This is a genomic window from Streptomyces mabaensis (assembly GCF_053763515.1).
This window is the reverse complement of sequence record NZ_JBSOPZ010000007.1, coordinates 83,833-104,749: the sequence shown is the minus strand read 5'-3', so window position 1 is coordinate 104,749 and position 20,917 is coordinate 83,833. Positions and strand designations below refer to the sequence as shown.

14 protein-coding genes are annotated in these 20,917 nt (G+C 73.0%); 11 read left to right on the top strand and 3 right to left on the bottom strand.

Going from position 1 to position 20,917, the window contains the following annotated elements; translation table 11 throughout:
• Nucleotides 1–20 precede the first annotated feature (20 nt).
• The 3 genes from ACWV17_RS08315 (at nt 21) to ACWV17_RS08305 (ending at nt 5,241) form a co-directional block, all read left to right on the top strand.
• Nucleotides 21–2,093, top strand: a complete 2,073-nt coding sequence (locus tag ACWV17_RS08315) for a SpoIIE family protein phosphatase (RefSeq protein ID WP_455353914.1) — start codon at nt 21–23, stop codon at nt 2,091–2,093.
• Nucleotides 2,094–2,095: 2 nt separating this feature from the next.
• Nucleotides 2,096–4,564: a SpoIIE family protein phosphatase gene (locus tag ACWV17_RS08310; protein WP_455359135.1), complete on the top strand. Its 2,469-nt coding sequence runs from the start codon at nt 2,096–2,098 to the stop codon at nt 4,562–4,564.
• Nucleotides 4,565–4,647: 83 nt separating this feature from the next.
• Complete coding sequence (locus ACWV17_RS08305) at nt 4,648–5,241, top strand: Type-2Aa cytolytic delta-endotoxin (protein WP_455353912.1); 594 nt, start codon at nt 4,648–4,650, stop codon at nt 5,239–5,241.
• A 71-nt stretch (nt 5,242–5,312) separates the two neighbouring features.
• On the opposite strand, the gene ACWV17_RS08300 is transcribed toward ACWV17_RS08305, so the two are convergent.
• The 3 genes from ACWV17_RS08300 to ACWV17_RS08290 all read right to left on the bottom strand — a co-directional run bounded on the left by ACWV17_RS08300 (nt 5,313) and on the right by ACWV17_RS08290 (nt 8,905).
• Complete coding sequence (locus tag ACWV17_RS08300) at nt 5,313–6,584, bottom strand: cation:proton antiporter domain-containing protein (protein ID WP_455359134.1); 1,272 nt, start codon at nt 6,582–6,584, stop codon at nt 5,313–5,315.
• On the bottom strand, nt 6,571–7,206 hold the full coding sequence (locus tag ACWV17_RS08295; protein ID WP_455359133.1) for a flavin reductase family protein: 636 nt from the start codon (nt 7,204–7,206) through the stop codon (nt 6,571–6,573). Before ACWV17_RS08295 ends, ACWV17_RS08300 begins: the two co-directional genes overlap by 14 nt.
• 97 nt (nt 7,207–7,303) lie before the next feature.
• Nucleotides 7,304–8,905 carry a tryptophan halogenase family protein gene (locus ACWV17_RS08290; RefSeq protein WP_455359132.1) on the bottom strand — a complete coding sequence of 534 codons (1,602 nt, stop codon included), beginning with the start codon at nt 8,903–8,905 and terminating at the stop codon, nt 7,304–7,306.
• Between the two features lie 241 nt (nt 8,906–9,146).
• On the opposite strand from ACWV17_RS08290, the gene ACWV17_RS08285 reads away from it, so the two are divergent.
• From ACWV17_RS08285 to ACWV17_RS08250, 8 genes are all read left to right on the top strand, one after another.
• Nucleotides 9,147–10,085 carry an AfsR/SARP family transcriptional regulator gene (locus ACWV17_RS08285; RefSeq protein WP_455359131.1) on the top strand — a complete coding sequence of 313 codons (939 nt, stop codon included), beginning with the start codon at nt 9,147–9,149 and terminating at the stop codon, nt 10,083–10,085.
• Nucleotides 10,086–10,270: 185 nt separating this feature from the next.
• On the top strand, nt 10,271–11,782 hold the full coding sequence (locus ACWV17_RS08280) for an aldehyde dehydrogenase family protein (RefSeq protein WP_455359212.1): 1,512 nt from the start codon (nt 10,271–10,273) through the stop codon (nt 11,780–11,782).
• Nucleotides 11,779–14,022, top strand: coding sequence for an amino acid adenylation domain-containing protein (locus tag ACWV17_RS08275; RefSeq protein ID WP_455359130.1), 2,244 nt, complete (start codon nt 11,779–11,781; stop codon nt 14,020–14,022). The genes ACWV17_RS08280 and ACWV17_RS08275 overlap by 4 nt, the downstream gene beginning before the upstream one ends.
• Nucleotides 14,023–14,025: 3 nt before the next feature.
• Complete coding sequence (locus ACWV17_RS08270) at nt 14,026–14,781, top strand: thioesterase II family protein (RefSeq protein WP_455359129.1); 756 nt, start codon at nt 14,026–14,028, stop codon at nt 14,779–14,781.
• Nucleotides 14,678–15,031, top strand: a complete 354-nt coding sequence (locus ACWV17_RS08265) for an MbtH family protein (protein ID WP_455359128.1) — start codon at nt 14,678–14,680, stop codon at nt 15,029–15,031. Before ACWV17_RS08270 ends, ACWV17_RS08265 begins: the two co-directional genes overlap by 104 nt.
• A 1-nt stretch (nt 15,032) precedes the next feature.
• On the top strand, nt 15,033–16,259 hold the full coding sequence (locus ACWV17_RS08260; protein ID WP_455353904.1) for a cytochrome P450: 1,227 nt from the start codon (nt 15,033–15,035) through the stop codon (nt 16,257–16,259).
• On the top strand, nt 16,256–20,194 hold the full coding sequence (locus ACWV17_RS08255; protein WP_455359127.1) for an amino acid adenylation domain-containing protein: 3,939 nt from the start codon (nt 16,256–16,258) through the stop codon (nt 20,192–20,194). The genes ACWV17_RS08260 and ACWV17_RS08255 overlap by 4 nt, the downstream gene beginning before the upstream one ends.
• Nucleotides 20,194–20,907: a 4'-phosphopantetheinyl transferase family protein gene (locus ACWV17_RS08250; protein ID WP_455359126.1), complete on the top strand. Its 714-nt coding sequence runs from the start codon at nt 20,194–20,196 to the stop codon at nt 20,905–20,907. The genes ACWV17_RS08255 and ACWV17_RS08250 overlap by 1 nt, the downstream gene beginning before the upstream one ends.
• Nucleotides 20,908–20,917 lie beyond the last annotated feature (10 nt).

The window sequence follows — 20,917 nt, the reverse complement described above, 5'->3', positions numbered from 1 at the left end:
GCCGGGGTTAGGTCGTTGCGTTGGACACACACGAGTCGACGAGTGATGTGCCGCATGAGTCCGCGTCGGCGGTCGGGTACGCGGGCGTGCTCCGCGACCTGCTGCCGATCGCGCTCTGGAGGATCGACGCTCAGGGGCGCGTCGTCGAATGGTCGCTCGCCGCCCAGGAGCTGCTGGGCTACGCGCCGGAGCAACTGCTCGGCCGGTTCGCAACGCCTGTCCTGGTCCCCGAACACAACTGGGAGCTGGCCGACCAGCTGACGCGGAAGGTCCTGGCGGGTGAGGCGGTGGTCGGCACCCTCCCGATGCGGCACCGCGACGGACACGTCCTGGCGATGGAGATGTGGATCTGCCCCACCCCGGACCCGCAGGGAAGAACGGGCATCCTGGGCATCGGGGCGGAGACCTCCGCGGTGCAGCACATGCGGGATTCACTCGCGGCCATGGAAGGCCTGTTCACCCAGTCCCCCATCGGACTGGGCATGCTCGGCCCCGATCTGCGCTTTCTGCGGGTCAACGACGCGCTGGCGCGGATGAACGGCGTGCCGGCGGCCGAGCACCTCGGCCGGCTGCCGTCCGAAGTCGCGCCGGGGGTCAACGCCAACGCGCTGGAGACAGTGATGCGGCAGGTGCTGGACCGGGGTGAGGCGGTGGTCGACGTACGCGGCACCGGCCGCACCCCGGTCGATCCCGACCACGACCGGACCTGGTCCTGCTCCTGCGCTCCGCTGCTCGACGGCACCGGCCGGCGGCTCGGACTGATCGCCTCCCTGCTCGACATCACCGACGGGCAGCAGGCGCAGATCGAGGCGGAGCAGGCGCGGCAGCGCTTCGCCCTGCTGGCCGAGGCCGGCACGCGCATCGGCACCACCCTGGACCTGCGGCAGACCGGCAAGGAAGTGGTGCAGGTACTGGTGCCCCGCCTGGCCGACTCCGCCGACGTACAACTGCTGGCAGAGGTCCTCGACCCCGACGAGGCCGCCGCGTCCACCCACGGAGTGGTGCGCCGTATCGCCGCCGCCTTCCCCGATCCGTCCGCCCCCACCGCGAACCTGTCGGTGGGCATGACCTTCCAGGTCCCCCTCGGCTCGGTGTACGAGCAGGTCATCGCCGAGGGGCGGCCCATGAACCTGTACCAGACCGACATCCCCGCGCTGATCACCGATCCGCAGGCCGAGCGCCTGCGCACGTACCTCAGTACCCGTATCGGCGCGGCGCGACTGATCCCGCTGGTCGCACGCGGCAAGGTCCTCGGCGCCGTGGTGGTGACCCGTACCCGCAGCCGTGAGCCGTTCGACGAGCAGGACTGCCTGCTGATGGACGAGCTGGTCGCCCGGGCGGCGCTGAACATCGACAACGCCCGGCTGTACACCAGCCAGCGGCGGGCGGCCCTCACGCTGCAGCGCAGCCTGACGAACAACGCGCTCCCCGACGTGCCCGGCCTGGAACTCACCGGGCGCTACCTCCCGGCCAGCGACCACGAGGTCGGCGGCGACTGGTTCGACGCCATCACCCTGTCCGACGGCAGGACCGGGCTGGTCATCGGGGACGTCATGGGGCACGGAATCCACGCGGCGGCCGTCATGGGCCAGCTGCGCACCGCGGTACGCACCCTGGCCCGGCACAACGTCCCGCCGGCCCGGATGCTCCGCTCCCTGGACGCCGTCGTCGCCGACCTGGGGGAGAACGAGATGGCGACCTGTGTCTACGCGGTCCACGACCCGGCCGCCGGCGACTGCCTGATCGCCAGAGCCGGCCATCCGCCGCCGGCCGTGGCGGACGTCCAGGGGACGGTCGCGTTCCTCGACGGCCCCTCCGGTACGCCCCTGGGGGCGGGCGGGCACGACTTCCTGACCGAGCGGGTGCCGCTGCCGCCGGGGAGTCTGCTGGTGCTGTACACCGACGGGCTCATCGAGGCCCGCGACCGGGACCTCGACCAGGGCATGCAGGAGCTGGCCGGGGCACTGGGCCACCTCGACCGGCCGCTGGAGGAGATCTGCGACCGCATCCTCGGCCGGCTGCTGCCTTCCGCGGCCCAGGACGATGTCGCGGTGCTCCTCGCCAGAAGTCCGCGCCAAGGGCGACGGGGGTAGCGATGGACACACCGGTGACCGCCTTCAGCGAGGGGCCGGAAGACCCTTTCGCGGTAGCGCGCGCGGCCTCGGCGGTACTGGACGACAGCGGGAGGGTCGTCGGCTGGAGCGCGCGGGCCGAGGTGCTGCTCGGCTACTCGCCCAAGGAGGCGCTGGGCCGTCCGGCGGCCGGATTCCTGCTCGGTCCCGGCGACCGCGGCCTCGTGATGGAAGCCGTACGGTCATGCGTACGCGAGCAGGGGTGGTTCGGCGTCGTGCCGGTCCTGCACCGCAGCGGCCACCGGGTGGAACTGGGCTGCCGGGCCCGGGTGATCACGCGGGGCGACTCCCGCCGCGAGTGGTTTCTCGTCGGTGCGCCCGCCGAGGAGGTGGTCCAGTGGGAGACGGACCGGTCGGTCCTGGACGGGCTGTTCCGTCGCTCCCCGATCGGTCTGTCCGTCCACGACCCGGACCTGCGGATCCTGCGGGTGAACCGGGCGGTCGCGGGGTTCAGTGAACTGCCGGTCGAGCAGCTCCGCGGGTTCCGGATCAGCGACTTCCTGATGCAGCAGGACACCGACACGGTGGAGAGGCAGTTGCGGGAGGTGCTGGAGACGGGCCGCTCCTCGTTCTCCGCCGAGCAGCGCTGCCGGCTGCTGACGGATCCCGACCGGGAGCTGGTCGTGTCGGTGTCGGCGTTCCGGATGCAGGACCCGTCCGGACGGATCCTCGGCGTGACGCAGACGATCGAGGACGTCACCGAGCGCTACCGGGCCCGTCGGCGGCTCGCCCTGCTCAACGAGGCCGGCGCCCGCATCGGAAGCACCCTGGACGTCTCGAAGACGGCACACGAGCTGGCCGAGGCGGCGGTCCCCGGCCTCTCCGACTGCGTCTCCGTGGACCTGCTGCAGGCGGTGACCCGCGGTGAGGAGCCCGTCCAGGGCACCTTCACCACCATGCGCCGGGCGGCCACCCGCAGCATCCCGATCCCGTCGGAATCGGCGGACGTGATGTATCCGGTGGGCCACACCGTTCACATCCCGCCGGAGAGCGTGCAGGCGCGCTGCCTGGCCCAGCGCCGCCCGGTCCTCGACGTGAACCAGGAGGGCGTGAAGGGATGGCTCTCCCTGGACCCCGACCGGGCGGAGCGCGCTCTGCGCCTGGGTGACCTCTCGCTGCTGGCGGTGCCGCTGGTCGCCCGGGGACTCGTACTGGGCCTGCTCAGCCTCTGGCGGTGGCGACGTTCCGATCCGTTCGAGGAGGACGATCTCAAGCTCGCCGAGGAGTTCGCCTCCCGCGCCGCGGTCTGTATCGACAACGCGCGCCGCTACACCCAGCAGCACGACACGGCGCTCACCCTCCAGCACAGCCTGCTCCCGCACGAGGTGCCCGGCCACCCCGCGGTCGACGTCGCCCTGCGGTACCGGCCGGCCGACGCCACGAGCGGCGTCGGCGGTGACTGGTACGACGTCATCCCCCTCTCCGGGATGCGCGTCGCCCTCGTCGTCGGCGACGTGGTCGGCCACGGCATCCACGCGGCGGCCACCATGGGCCGGCTGCGCACCGCCGTACACACCCTGGCCAACCTCGACCTCACCCCGGACGAGGTCCTCTCCCACCTCGACGATCTCGTGGACCGCCTGGCCGCCGAGCAGGAGCAGGCCGACGGACATGTGCCGCAAGTCGTGGGCGCCACCTGCCTGTACGCGGTCTACGACCCGGTCTCGCGGCAGTGCTCCCTCGCCCGGGCCGGCCACCCGCCACCGGTCGTGGTGAACCCGGACGGCGAGGTACGCCTCCTCGACGTTCCGGCCGGTCCGCCGCTGGGCCTGGGCGGGCTGCCGTTCGAGGCGGCCGAGTTGAAGCTGGCCGAGGGCAGTCTCCTGGCCCTCTACACCGACGGTCTCATCCAGGCCCGCAAACGGGACGTCGAGGAGAGTCTGGCAGATCTGTGCGGCGCCCTGAGCGTGCCCGCCCGCTCGCTGGAGGAGACGTGCGGGGCGGTGGAGGACGCGCTGCTGCTCGACCGGCCGACCGACGACGTGGCCGACGACGTGGCGCTGCTCCTCGCCCGGACCCGTGTGCTGGCCGCGGAGAAGGTGGCCGCGTGGGAGCTGCCCGGGGACGCCACCGCCGCCGGCCGCGCCCGGACCCTGACGGCATCTCAGCTGAGCGCGTGGGGACTGGAGGAGATGGTCTTCACCACCGAACTGATCGTCAGCGAACTGGTCACCAACGCCTACCGGTACGGCGGCGGGCCGGTCGGACTGCGGCTCATCCGTGACCGCCACCTCATCTGCGAGGTGTCCGACGCCACCAGCACCTCGCCGCACCTGCGCCGGGCCCGCACCACCGACGAGGGCGGCCGCGGGCTCTTCCTGGTGGCCCAGCTCACCGAGCGCTGGGGCACCCGGTACACCCGCGACGGCAAGACCATCTGGACCGAGCAGCCGCTGCCCCTCGCCGCCGGGACCGTGACGCCGGGGTCGTGACACCGGGACCGTGTCGCAGGCGCCGGACGGCCGGGCGGCATACTGACCCCCGGGCGCGATCACTTCAGGCACGAGGAGTTGTTATGGCTGACCAGGTCGCCACCAAGAAGGCCAGCTTCAAGACCGTCTTCGAGGTGGGGCCCTCCCACCTGGACCAGGCGCACGGCATCGACGAGAAGTTCCAGCAGGCGATCGCCCCGGCGACCGTGAACTTCGACTTCGGCAACATCCGTCAGGCGGCGAGCACCATACCCGACAGCACGATCGTCAAGATCGTGCGCGGCTGGGGCCTTCAGGAGACCGCGCCGGTCCATGTCATGGTTCTCTCGCTGAAGGAGGCGGTGCGGCAGGCGCTTCCGCACCCGTTCACCAACACGGCGTTCTGGGACAGGGCCGAACTCGCCCTCACCGGCGTGTTCCTCGACGTCGTCGAGCAGGAGGGCGAGCCCGGCCTCTCCTTCTACCAGGAGGCCGCGGACCGCACGAGCTACTACCGCGACCTGCTGTTCGCCCTCCAGGACGAGGAAACCGAGGAGTTCATCTACGCCATCGCCTTCTGCGTCGATGTGACCGTCGGTCTGGACAAGGCGCGCACGGCGGCCCTGACGATCGAGGACGTCGCGCCGTACTCGATCCGCCTCAACGCCATCACCGTCCAGCAGCGGCTCCGGTCGTGACGCCCTGAGAGACCGGCCCGCGGCGGATCCGCCGCGGGCCGGGCCGGGCCGGACGGTCGCGCCGACACCCCCTAGGGGGCGGCGACGGGGGCGAGGTCCACCGGTGCCGGGACCTTCGTACTCGGGGCTCGGTGCAGCCGGCTGACGACCGGGGAGGTCAGGGCCGTCGTGATCAGTGCCATCAGCACCAGCATGGTGAACAACTCCGGCCCGATGACGCCGAGTTCCAGACCGATGTTGAGGACCACCAGTTCGGTCAGCCCCCGGCAGTTCATCAGCGCGCCGATCGACAGCGCCTCCCGCCAGGGCCGGCCGCAGGCCCGGGCCGCCCCCGCCGCGCCGCCCCACTTGCCGAGCATCGCGACACCGAGGACCGCGCCCGCCCACAGCCACTGCACCGGATCGGCCACCAGGACCTCGATGTCCGTGCGCAGGCCCGTATGGACGAAGAACAGCGGCAGCAGTACGGGCACGGCGACGGCCCGCAGCCGGCCGGCCGACACGTCGACGCGCTGGGCGCCGCGCGGGGTGACCACGCCGAACAGGAAGGCCCCGAAGAGGGCGTGCACCCCGATCGCCTCGGTGGCCAGGGCGGACAGGCTCAGCCCGCTGAACAGCGCCACCAGCACCAGCCCGTCGCTCGCCCGGTCGGCCCGGGCCGCCCACCGGGCCAGCAGGGGCCGTACCGCGTAGAGCATGAAGGCGCCGAAGGCCACGGCGAGCGCGGCGGTGGTCGCCGCGTCCAGCGGGGAGCCGGCCGACGCGAGCGCCACCACCACGGCAAGCAGGCACCAGGCGGTGACGTCGTCCACGGCGGCACAGGCCATTGCGAGCGCGCCGACCGGAGTGCCGTACAGACCCCGGTCGATGAGGATCCTGGCCAGCACGGGGAACGCTGTGATGCTCATCGCCACCGCGATGAACAGGACGAACGGCAGCCGGCCGACCCCGTCCGGGGCGAGCTGTCCGTACATCCCGAGCGCCAGCAGCGCGCCGAGGGCCAGCGGCAGCAGCATCCCCGCCTGGCTGACGGCCACCGCGATCCGGCTGTGCCCGCGCAGCGCGCCCAGGTCCAGTTCCAGACCGACCAGGAACATGAACGAGAGCAGGCCCAGCTGGCCGAGCACCGAGGTGAACGGCAGCACCGCGTCCGGGAAGAGCCAGGCCTGCGCCCCCGGCCACAGCCAGCCGAGCAGGGACGGCCCGAGCAGAATGCCGGTGGCGATCTCGCCGACCACGGGCGGCTGGCCGAACCGGCGGAAGAGCATCGCACCCGCCTGGCAGGCGAGGATCACCACGGGCACCGCGACCAGCAGCGCGGGCAGCGGATCAGCGGGGGACACGGGCGGCTCCTTCGGACGGCACCGGCCGCGCGCCGGGCTGAGCCGGATCGGGGGCCGCCGGGGGCGGTACGGCTGCGGCGTCGGACCAGCGGGCGTACCGGCGGCGGCCGTAGAGCAGCGGCTGCGCCGGCTCCCGTACCGTCACCCGGCCCACCTCGGCGAAGACGGCCGTGTGGTCGCCGAAGCCGATGGTGTGCACGACCGTGCAGTCCGCGACGGCGTGCGCGTCGGCGGTCAGATGCGGGCCGCCCGCGCCCAGCGGCAGCCGCCACTCGGTGCGCTCGAAGCGGTCGGGTGCACCCGAGGCGAACAGGTCCGAGGTGGCCCGCGCCCGCTCGTGCAGCAGGTTGAGGGCGAACTGCCCCTGGGCGAGCAGGACGTCGAGCGTCGGGCTCGCGGTTCGTATGCACACCACCAGGGTGGGCGGGCCGAGCGCGACGCTCGCCAGGGAACTGCACGTCAGGCCGCGCGGGGAGGCATCGGAGTCGAGGGTGGTGACGACCGAGACACCGGAGGGGAAGGCGGCCATGAAAGGGCGCAGATCGGCCGGCCCGTCGGCCCCGGAGACCCCGTCGTTCTCTGCGGTTCCGGACGTCATGGGGTGCGGCGCGGAGTTGGACATGTCTGACTCCTGAGGGGTTCGCTGGAGCAGTGCGGCCCGGCAGCCGGCGGGTGAGCCGTGCTGCCGGGCCGTGAGAGCGGCGGTGGGGCGGTTGTCCCTACGCGCCGTGCAGCCGCCGCAGGTAGTCGTACGCACTGGGCAGGGTCTCCAGCAGGTTCTGCTGCTGGCGCTTGACCGTCTCGAACAGCGGCTCGGCGCCGGCCACCGACTCGGGCTTGTGCGCGAGGGCGGGCAGCGGCGCGTCCGGCACCAGGCCGAGACCGGCGAAGATGCAGTAGTAGCTGCCGTTCGTCCAGAAGTTGCGGAACTCCGCCTCGAAGTTCCCGTAGTACGTCGACTCGTCGGTGATCGGCGAGTTGATGGGCAGACCCGCCTTGTACGCGGAGATCTTCTGCTGGATGTTGTCGGGGAGGGTCAGCTTCTTGTTCGCCTGCCAGAACGGCGTGTCGTTGCGCGGCGCGTAGAAGAAGTGCGCCTGGATGAAGTCGCGGGTGTCGTCGAACATCACCTCGATCTCGTGGTTGAAGCTGTCGATCAGGCCGTCGTTGAACGTCTTGTCCGGGAAGTGCTTGGCCAGCTGGTAGATCGCCGCGGTGATGAAGTAGATACCGGTCGACTCCAGCGGCTCCAGGAAGCACGACGACAGACCGATGCTGACGACGTTCTTCACCCACGCCCGGCGGTTGCGCCCGACCCGGAAGCGGATGTGGTTGAACTTCGTCTCCTCGGGGTCGAGACCCCACATCTCGGCGAACTCGGCCGTGGCCTCGTCCTGGTCGGTGAACTTGCTCGAGTACACGTAGCCGGTGCCGAAGCGGCCCAGCATCGGGATCTTCCAGGCCCAGCCGGACGACATCGCGATCGCGGAGGTGTACGGCTCCACACCGTTCGCCTCGTCGTCGTGCGGGACGGCGGTGGCGACCGCGCTGTCGCACAGCAGGTGATCGCTCATGTCGATGAACGGCTCTGCCATCGCCTGGTTGATCAGCAGTCCCCGGAAGCCCGAGCAGTCCACGAAGAAGTCGGCCTCCAGGACCTGACCGCTCTTGGTGTGCAGCGCGGTGACATAGCCGCGCTCGTCCTGCTGGACCCGCGTCATCTCGTCCTGGACGTGGTTCACGCCCTGCTTCTCGGTCGCGAAGCGGCGCAGGAAGTCGGCGACGAGCTGGGCGTCGAAGTGCCAGGCGTAGCGGGTGGCCGACCGGCCGTCGAGCCAGCGCGGCGCCTTCATCGCGTCCATCACCGGGGGCTCGCGGAAGCAGGCGTAGTCGAACGGCTCGGTGGTGCGGCCCTCGTACTTGCGCTTGAACCAGTAGTGCGACAGGGGAGTCTGGTCGTAGTCCGGGAGCAGGCCGAACGGGTGGTAGAAGTGGTCCGGCCGGCCGTCGGGAAGCTCACGTGCGGCGGCCTCGCCCTGCCCCTCGGTGCGCCAGTTCACGAACCGTACGGCCATCTTGAAGCTGGCGTTGCACTCGCGCATCCACTCGTCCTCGGCGATTCCGAGGTAGTCGAAGAAGGAGCGCTGGAGGTTGGGCACGGTCGCCTCGCCGACGCCGATACGCGGAATCGTCGGCGCTTCGAGCACGGTGATGTCGACGGTGCCCTGGAGTGCCTTGCCGAGATACGCGGCGGTCATCCAGCCGGCCGTGCCGCCGCCCAGGATGACGACCTTCTGGAGCCGGGTGTCGGTGCTGGTCATGTAACAGCCCTCATTTCGGAGAACGGCGCCGGTCGGGGTGGTCGAGGCATCAGTGTGGGAAGCCGCCCTATCACGGAGCTACACGCGTAAGTCGTGGCCGGTATAGGGCGTTTGTAGGGGCCGGGAACACACTCGCCGCAGGCAGATCGGCAGCGAGTGACCTCCGGAGGAAGCGATGACCACCGCGGTGACCGAGGAAGCGGCGCATAGGGGCCTCCCCTGCTCGAGCGGAGCCGAGAGCTTGGGGAATGTTCGGATCCGTTTCCTGGGCGACTTCGAGCTGACCGTGAACGGCAGCCGCGTCGAGCGGTGGCGGGCCGGCAAGGCGCGCGCCCTCTTCCAGTACCTGGTGATCCACCGCGGGCAGACGCTCACCCGTGACCGGCTGTACGAGGCCCTGTGGCCCGGCTCGGCCGGCTCCGCCGGCGGCAGCTCGCTGAAGGTCGCGGCGCACGCACTGCGCCGGGTGCTCGACGCCCATCCCGACCGCCCCGGCGAGTCCGGGATGCGGCTGCTCTACCGCGACTTCGGCTATGTCCTGGACGTGGCCGACCTGTGGTCGGACGTGGACCGGTTCGAGGAACTGGTGCACGCCGGACTGCGCGCCGCTGCCGGGCACGACGCCGAGCTCGCCCGCATCCGCCTCCGGGCCGCCGTCGCGCTGTACGGCGGCGAGTTCCTGCGGGGCGAGAGCGCCGACTGGGTCGCCGAGCAGCGCGAGTACCTGAGGTCCCTGGCGCTGCGCGCCCTGGTCGTCCTGCGTACCGACGCCGAGGCGCGCGAGGACTTCGTGGAGCTGATCGCGATCTGCCGGCGCACGCTGGAGATCGACCGCCACCACGAGGAGACGTACCGCGCGCTGATGACGGCGCACGGCCGGCGTGGCGAACTCGCGGGCGTACGCAGCTGGTACGAGCTGTGCGCGCGGCGCCTGCGCGACGAGCTCGCCGTGGCCCCCGCCCCGGAGACCGACCGGCTGCTGCGCGCGATGATTCCGGCCGGCCGTGCCGCTGCGGGGACCGCCGGCGGCCGTACGGCCGGTGCCGGTGCCGCTGCCGCGGCGATGCGGACGGCCGCGCCCCTGCCGCCGGCGGCCGGTTCCCGGGCCGGCCGGCTCCGGCCGGTACGGCGCACCAGGCCGGACGCCCGTGCCGCGGGCCTCGCCCGGCTGGCCGGCTAGGCCCTGGCGGCCGGCCCCTCGCCCCGCCCGCGCTCTGCCCGCGCGTGGTTCAGCGACTCAGTGATCCAGCGACTAGACGATTCAGTGATTCAGCGATTCAGCGATTCAGTGAGGACCCCACCGTGACCGTGCTGACCGTGCCGCAGGACTCCGGCGCACCACACGCCGGGCCGTACGCGGCCCCCTTGCCGCCCCGTTACGACGACCAGTGGATAGGCGGCCGCTGGACCGCATCAGACGCCGACGGCCGCCTCGTGGTGACCGATCCCAGTACCGAGCAGCCGCTGGCCACCGTGCCCGCGGGCACCGCCCGCGATGCCGACCGGGCCGCCCGCGCCGCCGCCGCGGCCTTCCCCGGCTGGGCCGCCACCCCCGTACGCGAACGGGCAGCCCTGCTCGGCCGGGTCGTCGCAGGGCTGGAAGCGCGCGCCGACCGGTTCGCCGACGTGATCACCGCCGAGGTCGGGGCGCCCGCCCGGATGGCGCGCCAGACGCATGTCGGGCTCTCCATCGGCATGGCGGCCCACTGTGTCGAGACCGCCGCCTCCTATGCCTTTGAGGAGCGCGTCGGTCACTCGCTCGTGGTGCGCGAGGCTGCCGGGGTCGCCGCCTGCATCACGCCCTGGAACACCCCGCTGCTGCTCACCGTCCAGAAGATCCTCCCGGCGCTCGCGGCGGGCTGCACTGTCGTGCACAAGCCGAGCGAGATCACCCCGCTGCACGCCCGGCTGCTCGCCGAAGTGATCGCCGAGGCCGATCTGCCGCCCGGCGTCTTCAACATGGTCGTCGGCACCGGCGGCACGGTCGGCGCCGCCCTGGTCACCCATCCGCTGGTCGACGTGGTGTCGCTGACCGGCTCCACCCGGGCGGGCCGCGAGGTGTCAGGGCTGGGCGCCGACGGCGTCAAGCGCGTGCACCTGGAGCTGGGCGGCAAGAACGCCAGCCTGGTCCTGCCCGACGCCGACCTGGACGCGGCGGTGCGCGCCACCGTCGACCAGATGCTCTTCAACTCCGGCCAGACCTGCCTGCAGTGGAGCCGCCTGCTGGTGCCGCGCGACCGCCAGGACGAGGCGATACGCATCGCCGGCGACGCGATGGACGGGTACGTGACCGGCGACCCGCGCGACCCGGCGACCGACCTCGGCCCGCTGGTCTCCGCGGCCGCCCACGACCGGGTGACCGGCTACATCCGGCGCGGCGCCGGCGAGGGCGGCGCGCGCCTGGTGCGCGGCGGCCCGGAGCGCCCGGCCGGGCTGGCGACCGGGTACTACGTCGAGCCGACGATCTTCGCCGATGTGGACCCGCTGACCACCATCGGTCAGGAGGAGATCTTCGGGCCGGTGCTGTGCGTCATGCCGTACGACGACGAGGACGAGGCGGTACGGATCGTCAACGGCACCCGGTACGGGCTGCACGGGGCGGTCTGGTCGGGCGACGACGGCCGCGCCGAGCGGATCGCGCGCCGGTTCCGCACCGGTCTGGTCGATGTGAACGGCGGTCAGTTCAACCCCGCCGCGCCGTTCGGGGGGTTCAAGCAGTCCGGCATCGGCCGCGAGTGCGGAACCGCCGGACTGGAGGCGTTCCTGGAGACCAAGTCGATGCAGCTGCCGCAGGGTTCGGGCGGGCAGGTGGTCGGCCCGCGGCTGCGCGCGACCGCCCCCGTCCGCCCCTCGGACGCGGAGAGGAACGAGGGATGACCGCCCAGCACGCCGAGGCCGCGCGGGGGGCCGCCCCCGACGCACCGGCCGACGGGACGCCGTACGCCGAGGACGGCGCGACACCTCGCGCCGGGGCCGGCGGATCCGGACGTCCCGGCGCATTGCCCCGGCCCACCGCGCCCGGCACCGCCGGACCCGAACACCGCACGCTCCCGCCCCTCTTCGCGGTCCTGGAGCGGTGGACCCGCGAGCGGCCGAACGAGACCGCCGTCAGCGCCGCCGACGGCACCCTGACGTATGCCGCGCTGACCGCCCGTACCGCGAAGACCGCCGCGGCGCTCGCCGGCGCCGGCGTCGGCCCCGAGACCTCCGTCGGGCTGCTGCTGGGCCGGTCGCGGGAGAGCGTGCCCGCCCTCCTCGCCGTCTGGAGCCTCGGCGCCACCGCGGTCCCCCTGGACGCCGGGCATCCCGTCGAGCGGCTCGGGCACGTCCTGCGGGACGCCGGGGCCGGCGTACTCGTCGCCGCGGACGTACCGGCGGGGCTCGACCTCACCGGGATCCGCACGCTGGCCCCGGCGGAGTGCCGCCGGTCCGCCGGCGGGTCACTCGCGGTGACCGTCCCCGTCCCCGACACCTGCGCCTATCTGATCTACACGTCCGGAACCACCGGGCGCCCCAAGGGAGTCGAGGTCACCTACCGCGGCCTGGACACCTTCATCGACGCGCTCGCCGGACTCGGCCTGACCCCCGGCGGACTCGGACTCAATGCCGTCTCGCCCGCGTTCGACGGCTGGCTGTGGTGCACGCTGCTCTATCTCGTCCACGGCCAGGGGGTGGCCCTGGTGGACCTGTCCCTCGCCGGGCTGCGCGAGGCCGCCGCCGAGGGCCGCGAGGCGCTGCCCGCCGGGCTGCGTACCGCCTCCCTCACGCCCTCGCTGCTGGCCGCGCACGGCGGCGGGCTCGACTCCGCCGAGGTGGTCGTGGTGGCCGGGGAGGCCTGTCCGGCCGCGCTCGCCGAGCGTTTCGCGCGGGACCGCCGGCTGCTCAACGTGTACGGGCCGACGGAGGTGACCATCGCGGCGACCTGGGCGGACAGTGAACGGGGTGACGACGTGAGCGCCATCGGACGACCACTGCCCGGCTACCGGGCGTACGTCCTGGACGACGAGCTGCGGCCGGTGGCGGGCGGGTCGGAGGGGGAGCTGTACCTCGGCGGCCCCGCCGTCGCCCGCGGCTACCGCGGCCGGCCCGGCCTGACCGCCACGCGGTTCGTGCCCGACCCGTTCCAGGGCGGCGGCGCCCGGATGTACCGCACCGGAGACCTCGTGGTGCGCCGCCCCGGCGGCGAACTGGAGTACCGGGGCCGGCGCGACGACCAGGTGAAGATCCGTGGTCACCGGATCGAACTCGGCGAGGTGGAGCGGATCGCCGCCGAGCTGCCCGAGGTGGTCGCCGCGGCCTGCTGCCCGCTCGCGTCCGGGCAGACGCTGGGCCTCGCCGTGGTGGCCGCACCGGGAACCGATCCGGTGACGCTGGCCGGCCGGGTCGCGGACCGCTGCCGCAAGCTGCTGCCGGAGGCGGCGGTGCCTGCCGCTGTGCGGGTACTCGACCGGATACCCACCCTGACCACCGGCAAGGCGGACCGGGAGGCGCTGGCCCGCGAACTGGCCGCGCCGGAGGTGGAGCCGGCGCCGGCGGTCGGTGCCACGGCGCGTGAGCGCGAGGTGATGGCCGTGTGGGCGGAGGTGCTGGAGCGCGAAGTGCCCGGCCCCGAGGCGGACTTCTTCGACCTGGGCGGTCACTCCCTGGCCGCGGCCCGCGCGGTGGCGGAGCTGCGCCGCCGTACCGGCCTCCGCCCGACCCTTGGCACGCTGCTGGCCCGCCCGACGGCGGCGGCCCTGGCCACCGAACTCGACCGCCTCGCCACGGAGCCGGCCGCCCCGGCGGACCCGGGCCCTTCCGAAAGCCCCGCCACCGGCTCCGCCGCCACCGCCGTCGATGGCGCGGTGCCCGTCGCCGCCGCGCCCGCCGCCGTCCACGACGCCGACGCGACGGTTCCCGCCGGCGCCGCGGTGCCCTCTGGCTCCGCTGTGCGTGCCGTCCATGGCCCCGACGGCTCCGCCGTCCCAGCCGGCCCCGCCAACGCGGCCGGCTCCATCGGCTCTGCCGTCCCGCCCGGCTCCGGCGGCCCGGTGGTCGGCGCCGGAGCGGCGGGCCACGCCGCAGCAGCCGTCCCCGACGGCTCCGCCGTCCCCGGCCCCGTAAGCGAAGGGGCCTGAGTCATGGGGACCTGGATTTCCACCTGGCCCGGCGGGCCCGAGGACGCCGCCCTGCCCGCGTTGCTCTGTCTGCCTCCGGCGGGTGCCGGCTGCCAGCAGTTCCGCGCCTGGCAGCCGCCGCTGGCCGGCATCGCCCAGGTGTACGGCGTCCAGCTGCCCGGCCGGGAGAACCGCTGGCGCGAGCCCATGCCGGACGACTTCGGCGAGACCGTCGACGCCATCGCCGAGGAACTGGTCCATACCGTCGCCCCCGACCGGCGGCTGGTCGTCTTCGGCCACAGCTTCGGCGGACTGCTCGGCTACGAACTCGCCCGCCGCGTGCCACCCCGCGCCCTGGTCGTCAGCGCCTGCCGGGCGCCCGGCCACTGGGACGGCGCCGGCCGGGGGATCGTCGACGACGGCGAGGAGCTGGACAAGCTCTTCGACACCGCCGGACTCGACCCCGCCTTCCTGGACGAGGACACCCGCGCCCTGATGGTCGAGATGCTCCGCAAGGACGCCCGGCTGTCGCTGAGTTACACCCACACCCCCGGCGCCCGCCTCGACCTCCCGGTGCACGCATGGGGCGCCGACGGCGACGAGACCGTCACCTCCGCGGAGCTTGACGGATGGGCCGAGGTCACCACGGCCGGCTTCCACCGGCACCACGCCACCGGTGGCCACCACGCCGTACTGCGCCGCCCCGAGCCCGTACTGGAGCAGCTGGCCGGGCTGCTCAGGGGCGACCGCGACGCCGCCCGGCTCTCCCGCACCCCTTGACAGCCCGGCTGACAGTCCGGCCCGAACACCCCGCCCGAGCCCGGAGGACACCGTGCCCACCACCTACCAGGTCCTGGTCAACCACGAGGAGCAGTACGCGCTGTACCCCGCCGCGCGCGAACTGCCCGACGGCTGGACGCCGGCCGGGTTCACCGGCACCGAGGACGAGTGCGCCGCCCATGTGGACGCGCACTGGACCGACACCCGCCCGCTGAGCCTGCGGCGCCCGGCGGCCCGCGGAGGAGCCTGAGATGCGGATCGATCTGCTCGACCCGGCCCCCTTCGGCCGTAACGACTTCTGGTCCGCCTTCACCTGGCTGCGCGCCCACTCACCGGTCCACTGGCACCCCGAACCCGGCGGCGACGGCTTCTGGGTGCTCAGCAAGCACCGCGACATCGTGAAGGTCTACGCCGACAGCGACACCTTCAGCTCCGGGCAGGGCATGCGGCTGGGCAGCGACCCGGCCGCCGTCGCCGCCGTCACCCAGCGGATGCTGATCGTCTCCGACGCACCCCAGCACACCCGGCTCAAGCGGGCCCTGTACCAGGCGTTCGGGCCGCAGCAGATGCCCCGCCTGGAGGCGCTGGTCGAGATGGTCGTCGGCGAACTGGTGGCCGAGGCCGCCGAGCGCGACGAGCTGGACTTCATCGACCTCGCCAAGCAGCTCCCCAACCGGGTGGTCTGCGCCATGATGGGCATTCCGCGCGCCGACTGGGCCTGGATCGGGGCCCTGACCACCGACGCCTTCGACTCGCCGGACGAGACGGTACGCAGCAGCGCGCACTCGGAGATCTTCCTCTACTTCATCGAGCTGCTCGGCGAGCGCCGGGCCCGTCCCGGCGACGACCTGGTCAGCCAGATCGCCCACGACACCCTCGTCGACGAGGGCGACGGGACCGAACGCCCGCTCAGCGACGAAGAGATCGTCTTCAACTGCAACGGCGTGCTGTCCGGCGCCAACGAGACCACCCGCTACTCCGCCGCCGGCGCGGTGCACATGTTCGCCGAGCACCCGGAGCAGTGGGAGCTGCTGCGCCGCCTCGGCCCCGACGGCATCGCCCCGGCGGTCGAGGAGATCCTGCGCTGGACCACCCCCGGTGTGCACGCGCTGCGCACCGCGGTCCGCGACACCGAGATCAACGGGACACCCGTCGCCGCCGGCGACCGGGTGACCCTGTGGAACGTCTCGGCCAACCGCGACGAGGACGTCTTCACCGACCCGCACACCTTCCGGATCGACCGCCGCCCCAACCGGCATGTCGCCTTCGGCCACGGCCGCCATCTCTGCCTCGGCGCCCGGCTGGCCCGGTTCGAACTCGGCGCCCTGCTCACCGAGATGCTCGCCGTGCTGGACGGTTTCGAACTCACCGGTCCCGCCGTTTTCAACTCATCCAACTTCACCTGGGGGATCAAGAGTCTCCCGGTGCGGCTGCTGCGCAGCCGAGCCTTCGCAGAAGCAGAAAGGGCCGCGCTGTGACCACCGCTCTCGTCGACTTCAACCGTACGGACGCCCCGTTCCCCGAAACCGGCTACCCGGAGCTGCTCGCCCAGCAGGCCGCCCGCACCCCGCAGGCCCCCGCCCTGGTGCAGGGCGACCGCTGCTGGACGTACGCGGAACTCGAGGCCGCCACCAACCGGCTGGCGCACGCGCTGATCGCCCACGGCGCCGGCCCCGGTGAGCGGATCGGGCTGTGCTACCCGCGCAGCGCCGAGTACGTCATCGGCTCGCTCGCCATCCTCAAGACGGGCGCCGCGATCGTCGCGCTCGACCCCGTCAACCCCGACGACCGGCTCGCCGCGATGATCGGCGACGCCGGACCGCTGCTGGTCCTCACCCCCGCCGAACTCGGCCCCCGGATACCCGAGGGCGTCGTACGGGCCGAGGTCGCCACGGCCGGCCGGGGCCAGTCCGACGCACCCACCGGGATCCCCACCGGCCCGGACACCGTCAGCCACCTCATCTACACCTCCGGCTCCACCGGCACCCCCAAGGCCGTCCTGGAGCGGCACGGGGCGCTCACCAACCTGGTGCACTGGACCGAGCGCGCCTACGGGGTCCGCCCCGGTGACCGCGCCTCGTGGATGTCGACGCCCGGTTTCGCCGTACAGATCATGGAGTGGCTGGCCTACCTGCCGACGGGCGCCGCGATCCACATCCCGGAGGCCGGACAGGCACAGACCCCCGAGCAGATCCGGGACTGGCTGGTCGGCGAGCGGATCACCCACACCATGCTGGTCGCCGCGCTCGCCGAGCCCGTCTGGGGCCTGGACTGGCCGGCCGGCACCGCGCTGCGGATCCTGGTGACCACGGCCGAGCGGGTGCACAGCTGGCCGCTCACCGACACCCCGTTCCGCGTGGTGATGACCTACGGCACCACCGAGACCACCAACGTGCTGTCCTGCCTCGACCTCGGCGCCGGCATCGACTTCACCAGCCAGGCCACGCCGGAGGAGATCCGCGCCACCCGGCAGGTGCCGGTCGGTGTGCCGATCGCCAACCTCCGGGTGCACCTGCTGGACGACGACGACCGCGAGGTGCCGGCGGGAGAGGTCGGCCGCCTCCATGTGTCCGGCGCCGGTGTCGCCGCCGGATACCACGGCCGCCCCGAGCTGACCGCGGCGAAGTTCCGCCCCAACACGGTCGAGGGGGACCCGCACCCGGTGCTGTACGACACCGGGGACCTGGCCCGCCGCCGCGCGGACGGCGCGGTGGAACTGCTGGGCCGGTCCGACGCGCAGGTGAAGATCCGCGGCTTCCGGGTCGAGCTGGGCGAGGTCGAGACGCACGTGGCGCGGCTGGACGGCATCGCCGAGGCCGTTGTCGTCACCCAGGAGCGCGGCCCGGGCGACAAGCGGCTCATCGCCTACGTGTCGCCGGAGCCGGGCGCCCAGCCGGACTCCGGTGCGATCCGCGCCGAGGTCGCCCGCACCCTGCCGTACTACATGGTGCCCGGCACGGTCGTCGTACTGCCCGGACTTCCGCGGCTGCCCAACGGCAAGGTCGACCGCCGCCGGCTGCCCGAGCCCCCGGAGCCCCGCGAGGGCGTCAGCGCCGGCTACGAGGCGCCGCGCAACGAGGTCGAGGACGGACTCGTCCGGCTGTGGGCCGAGGCGTTCCGCACCGGCGGCGTCGGCATCCACGACAACTTCTTCGAACTGGGCGGGCATTCGCTGCTCGCGTTCCAGCTGATCGACGAGATCCGCCGGCGGTACTCCGTCGAGCTCAGCCTCTCCGACCTGTCCACCTGCCCGACCGTCGCCGAACTCGCCACCCTCATCACCACCGAACGGGCCACCGGACGCGGTGAGTTCGGCGGGCTGCCCGCCATCGTCCCCGATCCGGAGCGGCGCTTCGAGCCGTTCCCGCTGACCGAGAGCCAGCAGGCACTGTGGATCGGCCGCGGCGGACTGGTCGAGCTGGGCAACGTCGGCTGCCACGGCTACTTCGAGTGGGAGAGCGAGCGGCTCGACGTCCCCCGCTTCGAGGGCGCCTGGCGCCGGCTCGTCGAGCGGCACGACGCGCTGCGCACCCGGATCCTCCCCGACGGCACCCAGCAGGTCTACCAGGAGATCCCGGCGTACGAGATCCCGGTCACCGACTTCGGCGGCCTCGACGAGCAGACGCGTGAGAGCGAACTGGCGGCCCTGCGCGAGACGTTGTCCCACCAGGTACTGGACGCCGACAGCTGGCCGCTGTTCGACGTACGGATCAGCCTGCTCGGCGGCGGCCGGGCCCGGATCCATCTGTCGCTGGACTTCCTGGTCGCCGACGCCTGGAGCTACTTCCAGGTCCTGATCCCGGACCTGGTCACCTTCTACACCGAGCCGGACGCCGACCCGGCGCCGCTGGAGCTGACCTTCCGCGACTACGTGCTCGCGGTCGGGAACTCGCTGCGCGACAGCGAGCTGTACCGCCGCTCCGAGTGGTACTGGCGTGACCGGCTGGCCACCCTGCCGCCCGCCCCCGAGCTGCCGGAGCGCCCGGCCGACGCACCTGTACTCCCCGTCCGGTTCGAGCGGCGCAGCCACGTCGTGGCCCCGGAGCTGTGGACCCGGATCCAGGAGCGCGCGCACGCCCGTGAGGTGACCCCCTCCGGTGTGCTGGCCGCCGCCTATGCCGAGATCCTCGGCCGGGCCGCCGGGCAGGCCCGGTTCACCATCAACTTCCCGCTGTTCAACCGGCTGCCGCTGCACCCGCAGGTCAACGCGCTGCTCGCGGACACCACGACCACCCTGCTGCTCGCCGTCGAACAGCAGGACACCACCTTCGCCGGGCGGGCGCAGGCCATCCAGCGCCGGCTGTGGGCGGACCTGGAGCACCGCTACTTCAGCGGGGTGCAGGTCCTGCGTGAACTGACCAAGCTGCGCGGCTCCCTCGCGCCCGCCATGCCGATCGTGATGACGAGCCTGGCCGGACACCCGCCGCAGTACGAGGAGACCGAGCTGGGCGTACCGGTCTACGGCATCTCCCAGACCCCCCAGGTCTCCCTGGACTTCCAGGTCTTCGAGAAGGCCGGCGGGCTCACCTTCAACTGGGACTTCCTGCCCGCCGTCTACCCGGACGGCCTCATCGACTCCATGTTCGAGGAGTTCCTCGCGCTGCTCGACGCGCTCGGCGAGGAGGAGATCTGGGAGCGCTTCTCGCCGCCGCCCGGCGACGAGCCGGCCACCCCCGGACAGGCAGAGGAGCGCGACACGGGCGACGCCTGGGAGCGCTACTGGGCCGGCATCGAGCGGACCGGCCGCGGCGGCGACGTCATCTGGGACGCCGACAGCGGTGAGGAGTTCCACTGGCTGCTCGGCCAGGCCGAGCGGCACTTCACGACCGGCCTGCCTGTCATCGACCTGGGCTGCGGCAACGGCCGCTACAGCCGCGAACTCGCCCCGCACTACCCGCGGGTCGTCGGCGTCGATGTCTCGGCCAGCGCGATCGAGCACGCCAGGCGCGAGGCGGCGGGCGTGACCAACGTCGAGTACCTGGCCATCGACATGACCGACGCCGAGCAGGCCGTGGCGCTGGGCGACGGACCATACAACATCTTCGTCCGCGGGGTGTTCCACGTGCTGGACAGCGCCGCCCGGGCCCGGCTCGCCACCGTCGCCGGCCGGCTGCTCGGCCCCGACGGGGTGCTGATCGTGCACGAGCCCGACTACTCCAGCAACTCCTTCGGCTACCTCGGCTTCGTCGGCGGCAAGCGCGGCCGGGCCGAGGACCTGGTCGGCCCGCTGGAGGCCGCCGGCGTCCGGCACTCGCACCGCTTCACCCGGCCCGAGCTGACCGAGGCGTTCCCCGAGACGGACTGGGAGGTCGTCGACGACGAGGCGATCGAACTGCACGCCATCGACCCGCAGTCGGACTCCGACGCGCTGCGGCTGCCCGGCTACTACGCGGTGCTGCGCCGCAAGCGCTGATGAGCGGAACGGGCGGGCCGGGCGGGCCGGGCGGGACGGGCGGGACGGCCGGCCGCGGCGGGCTCGCGCTGGCCGGACGGACCGGAGCGGTGCTGCGCGCGGCCGGTGACGTACGGGCGCTGCTGACCCGCACTGAACGGGACCGGGCCGACGCCTTCCGGTCGGCCGGCGACCGCGACGACTTCCTGGCCGCCCACGCCCTGGTCAGGCTGTGCGCCGGGCGGCTGCTCGGCCGCCCGGCGCACAGCCTGACCGTCGTACAGAGCTGCGGCGAGTGCGACCGGCCGCACGGCCGGCCGCGGCTCGTCGAGTCGCCCGGCCTCGGGGTGAGCATCGCGCACACCCGGGGCTGGGTCGCGGCCGCCGCTGCGCGCGGCCCGGTGGGCGTCGACCTGGAGGCCGACGACGGCGGGCCGCTGGACTGGCGTACGGCGGAACATGCCTGCTCCGCGAAGGAGTTGGCGGCCCTGCGGGCGCACACCAACCCCCGGCGCGCGTTCCTGCGCCAGTGGGTGCGCAAGGAATCCCTGGTCAAGGTCGGGGTGGCCACGCTCGACGATCCGGCCCGCCTCGACCTTCCGGTGTACGGGGACGAGCCGCCCCGGTGGCAGGGCTGGCGGCTCACCGACTGGGGTGGCGACGCAGGGGTCGTCGGATGCGTGGCGGCCCGGGAACAAATACGGCTGCGGCTGCTCGGCCGCGGGACACAGTGAGAGAGTGGGC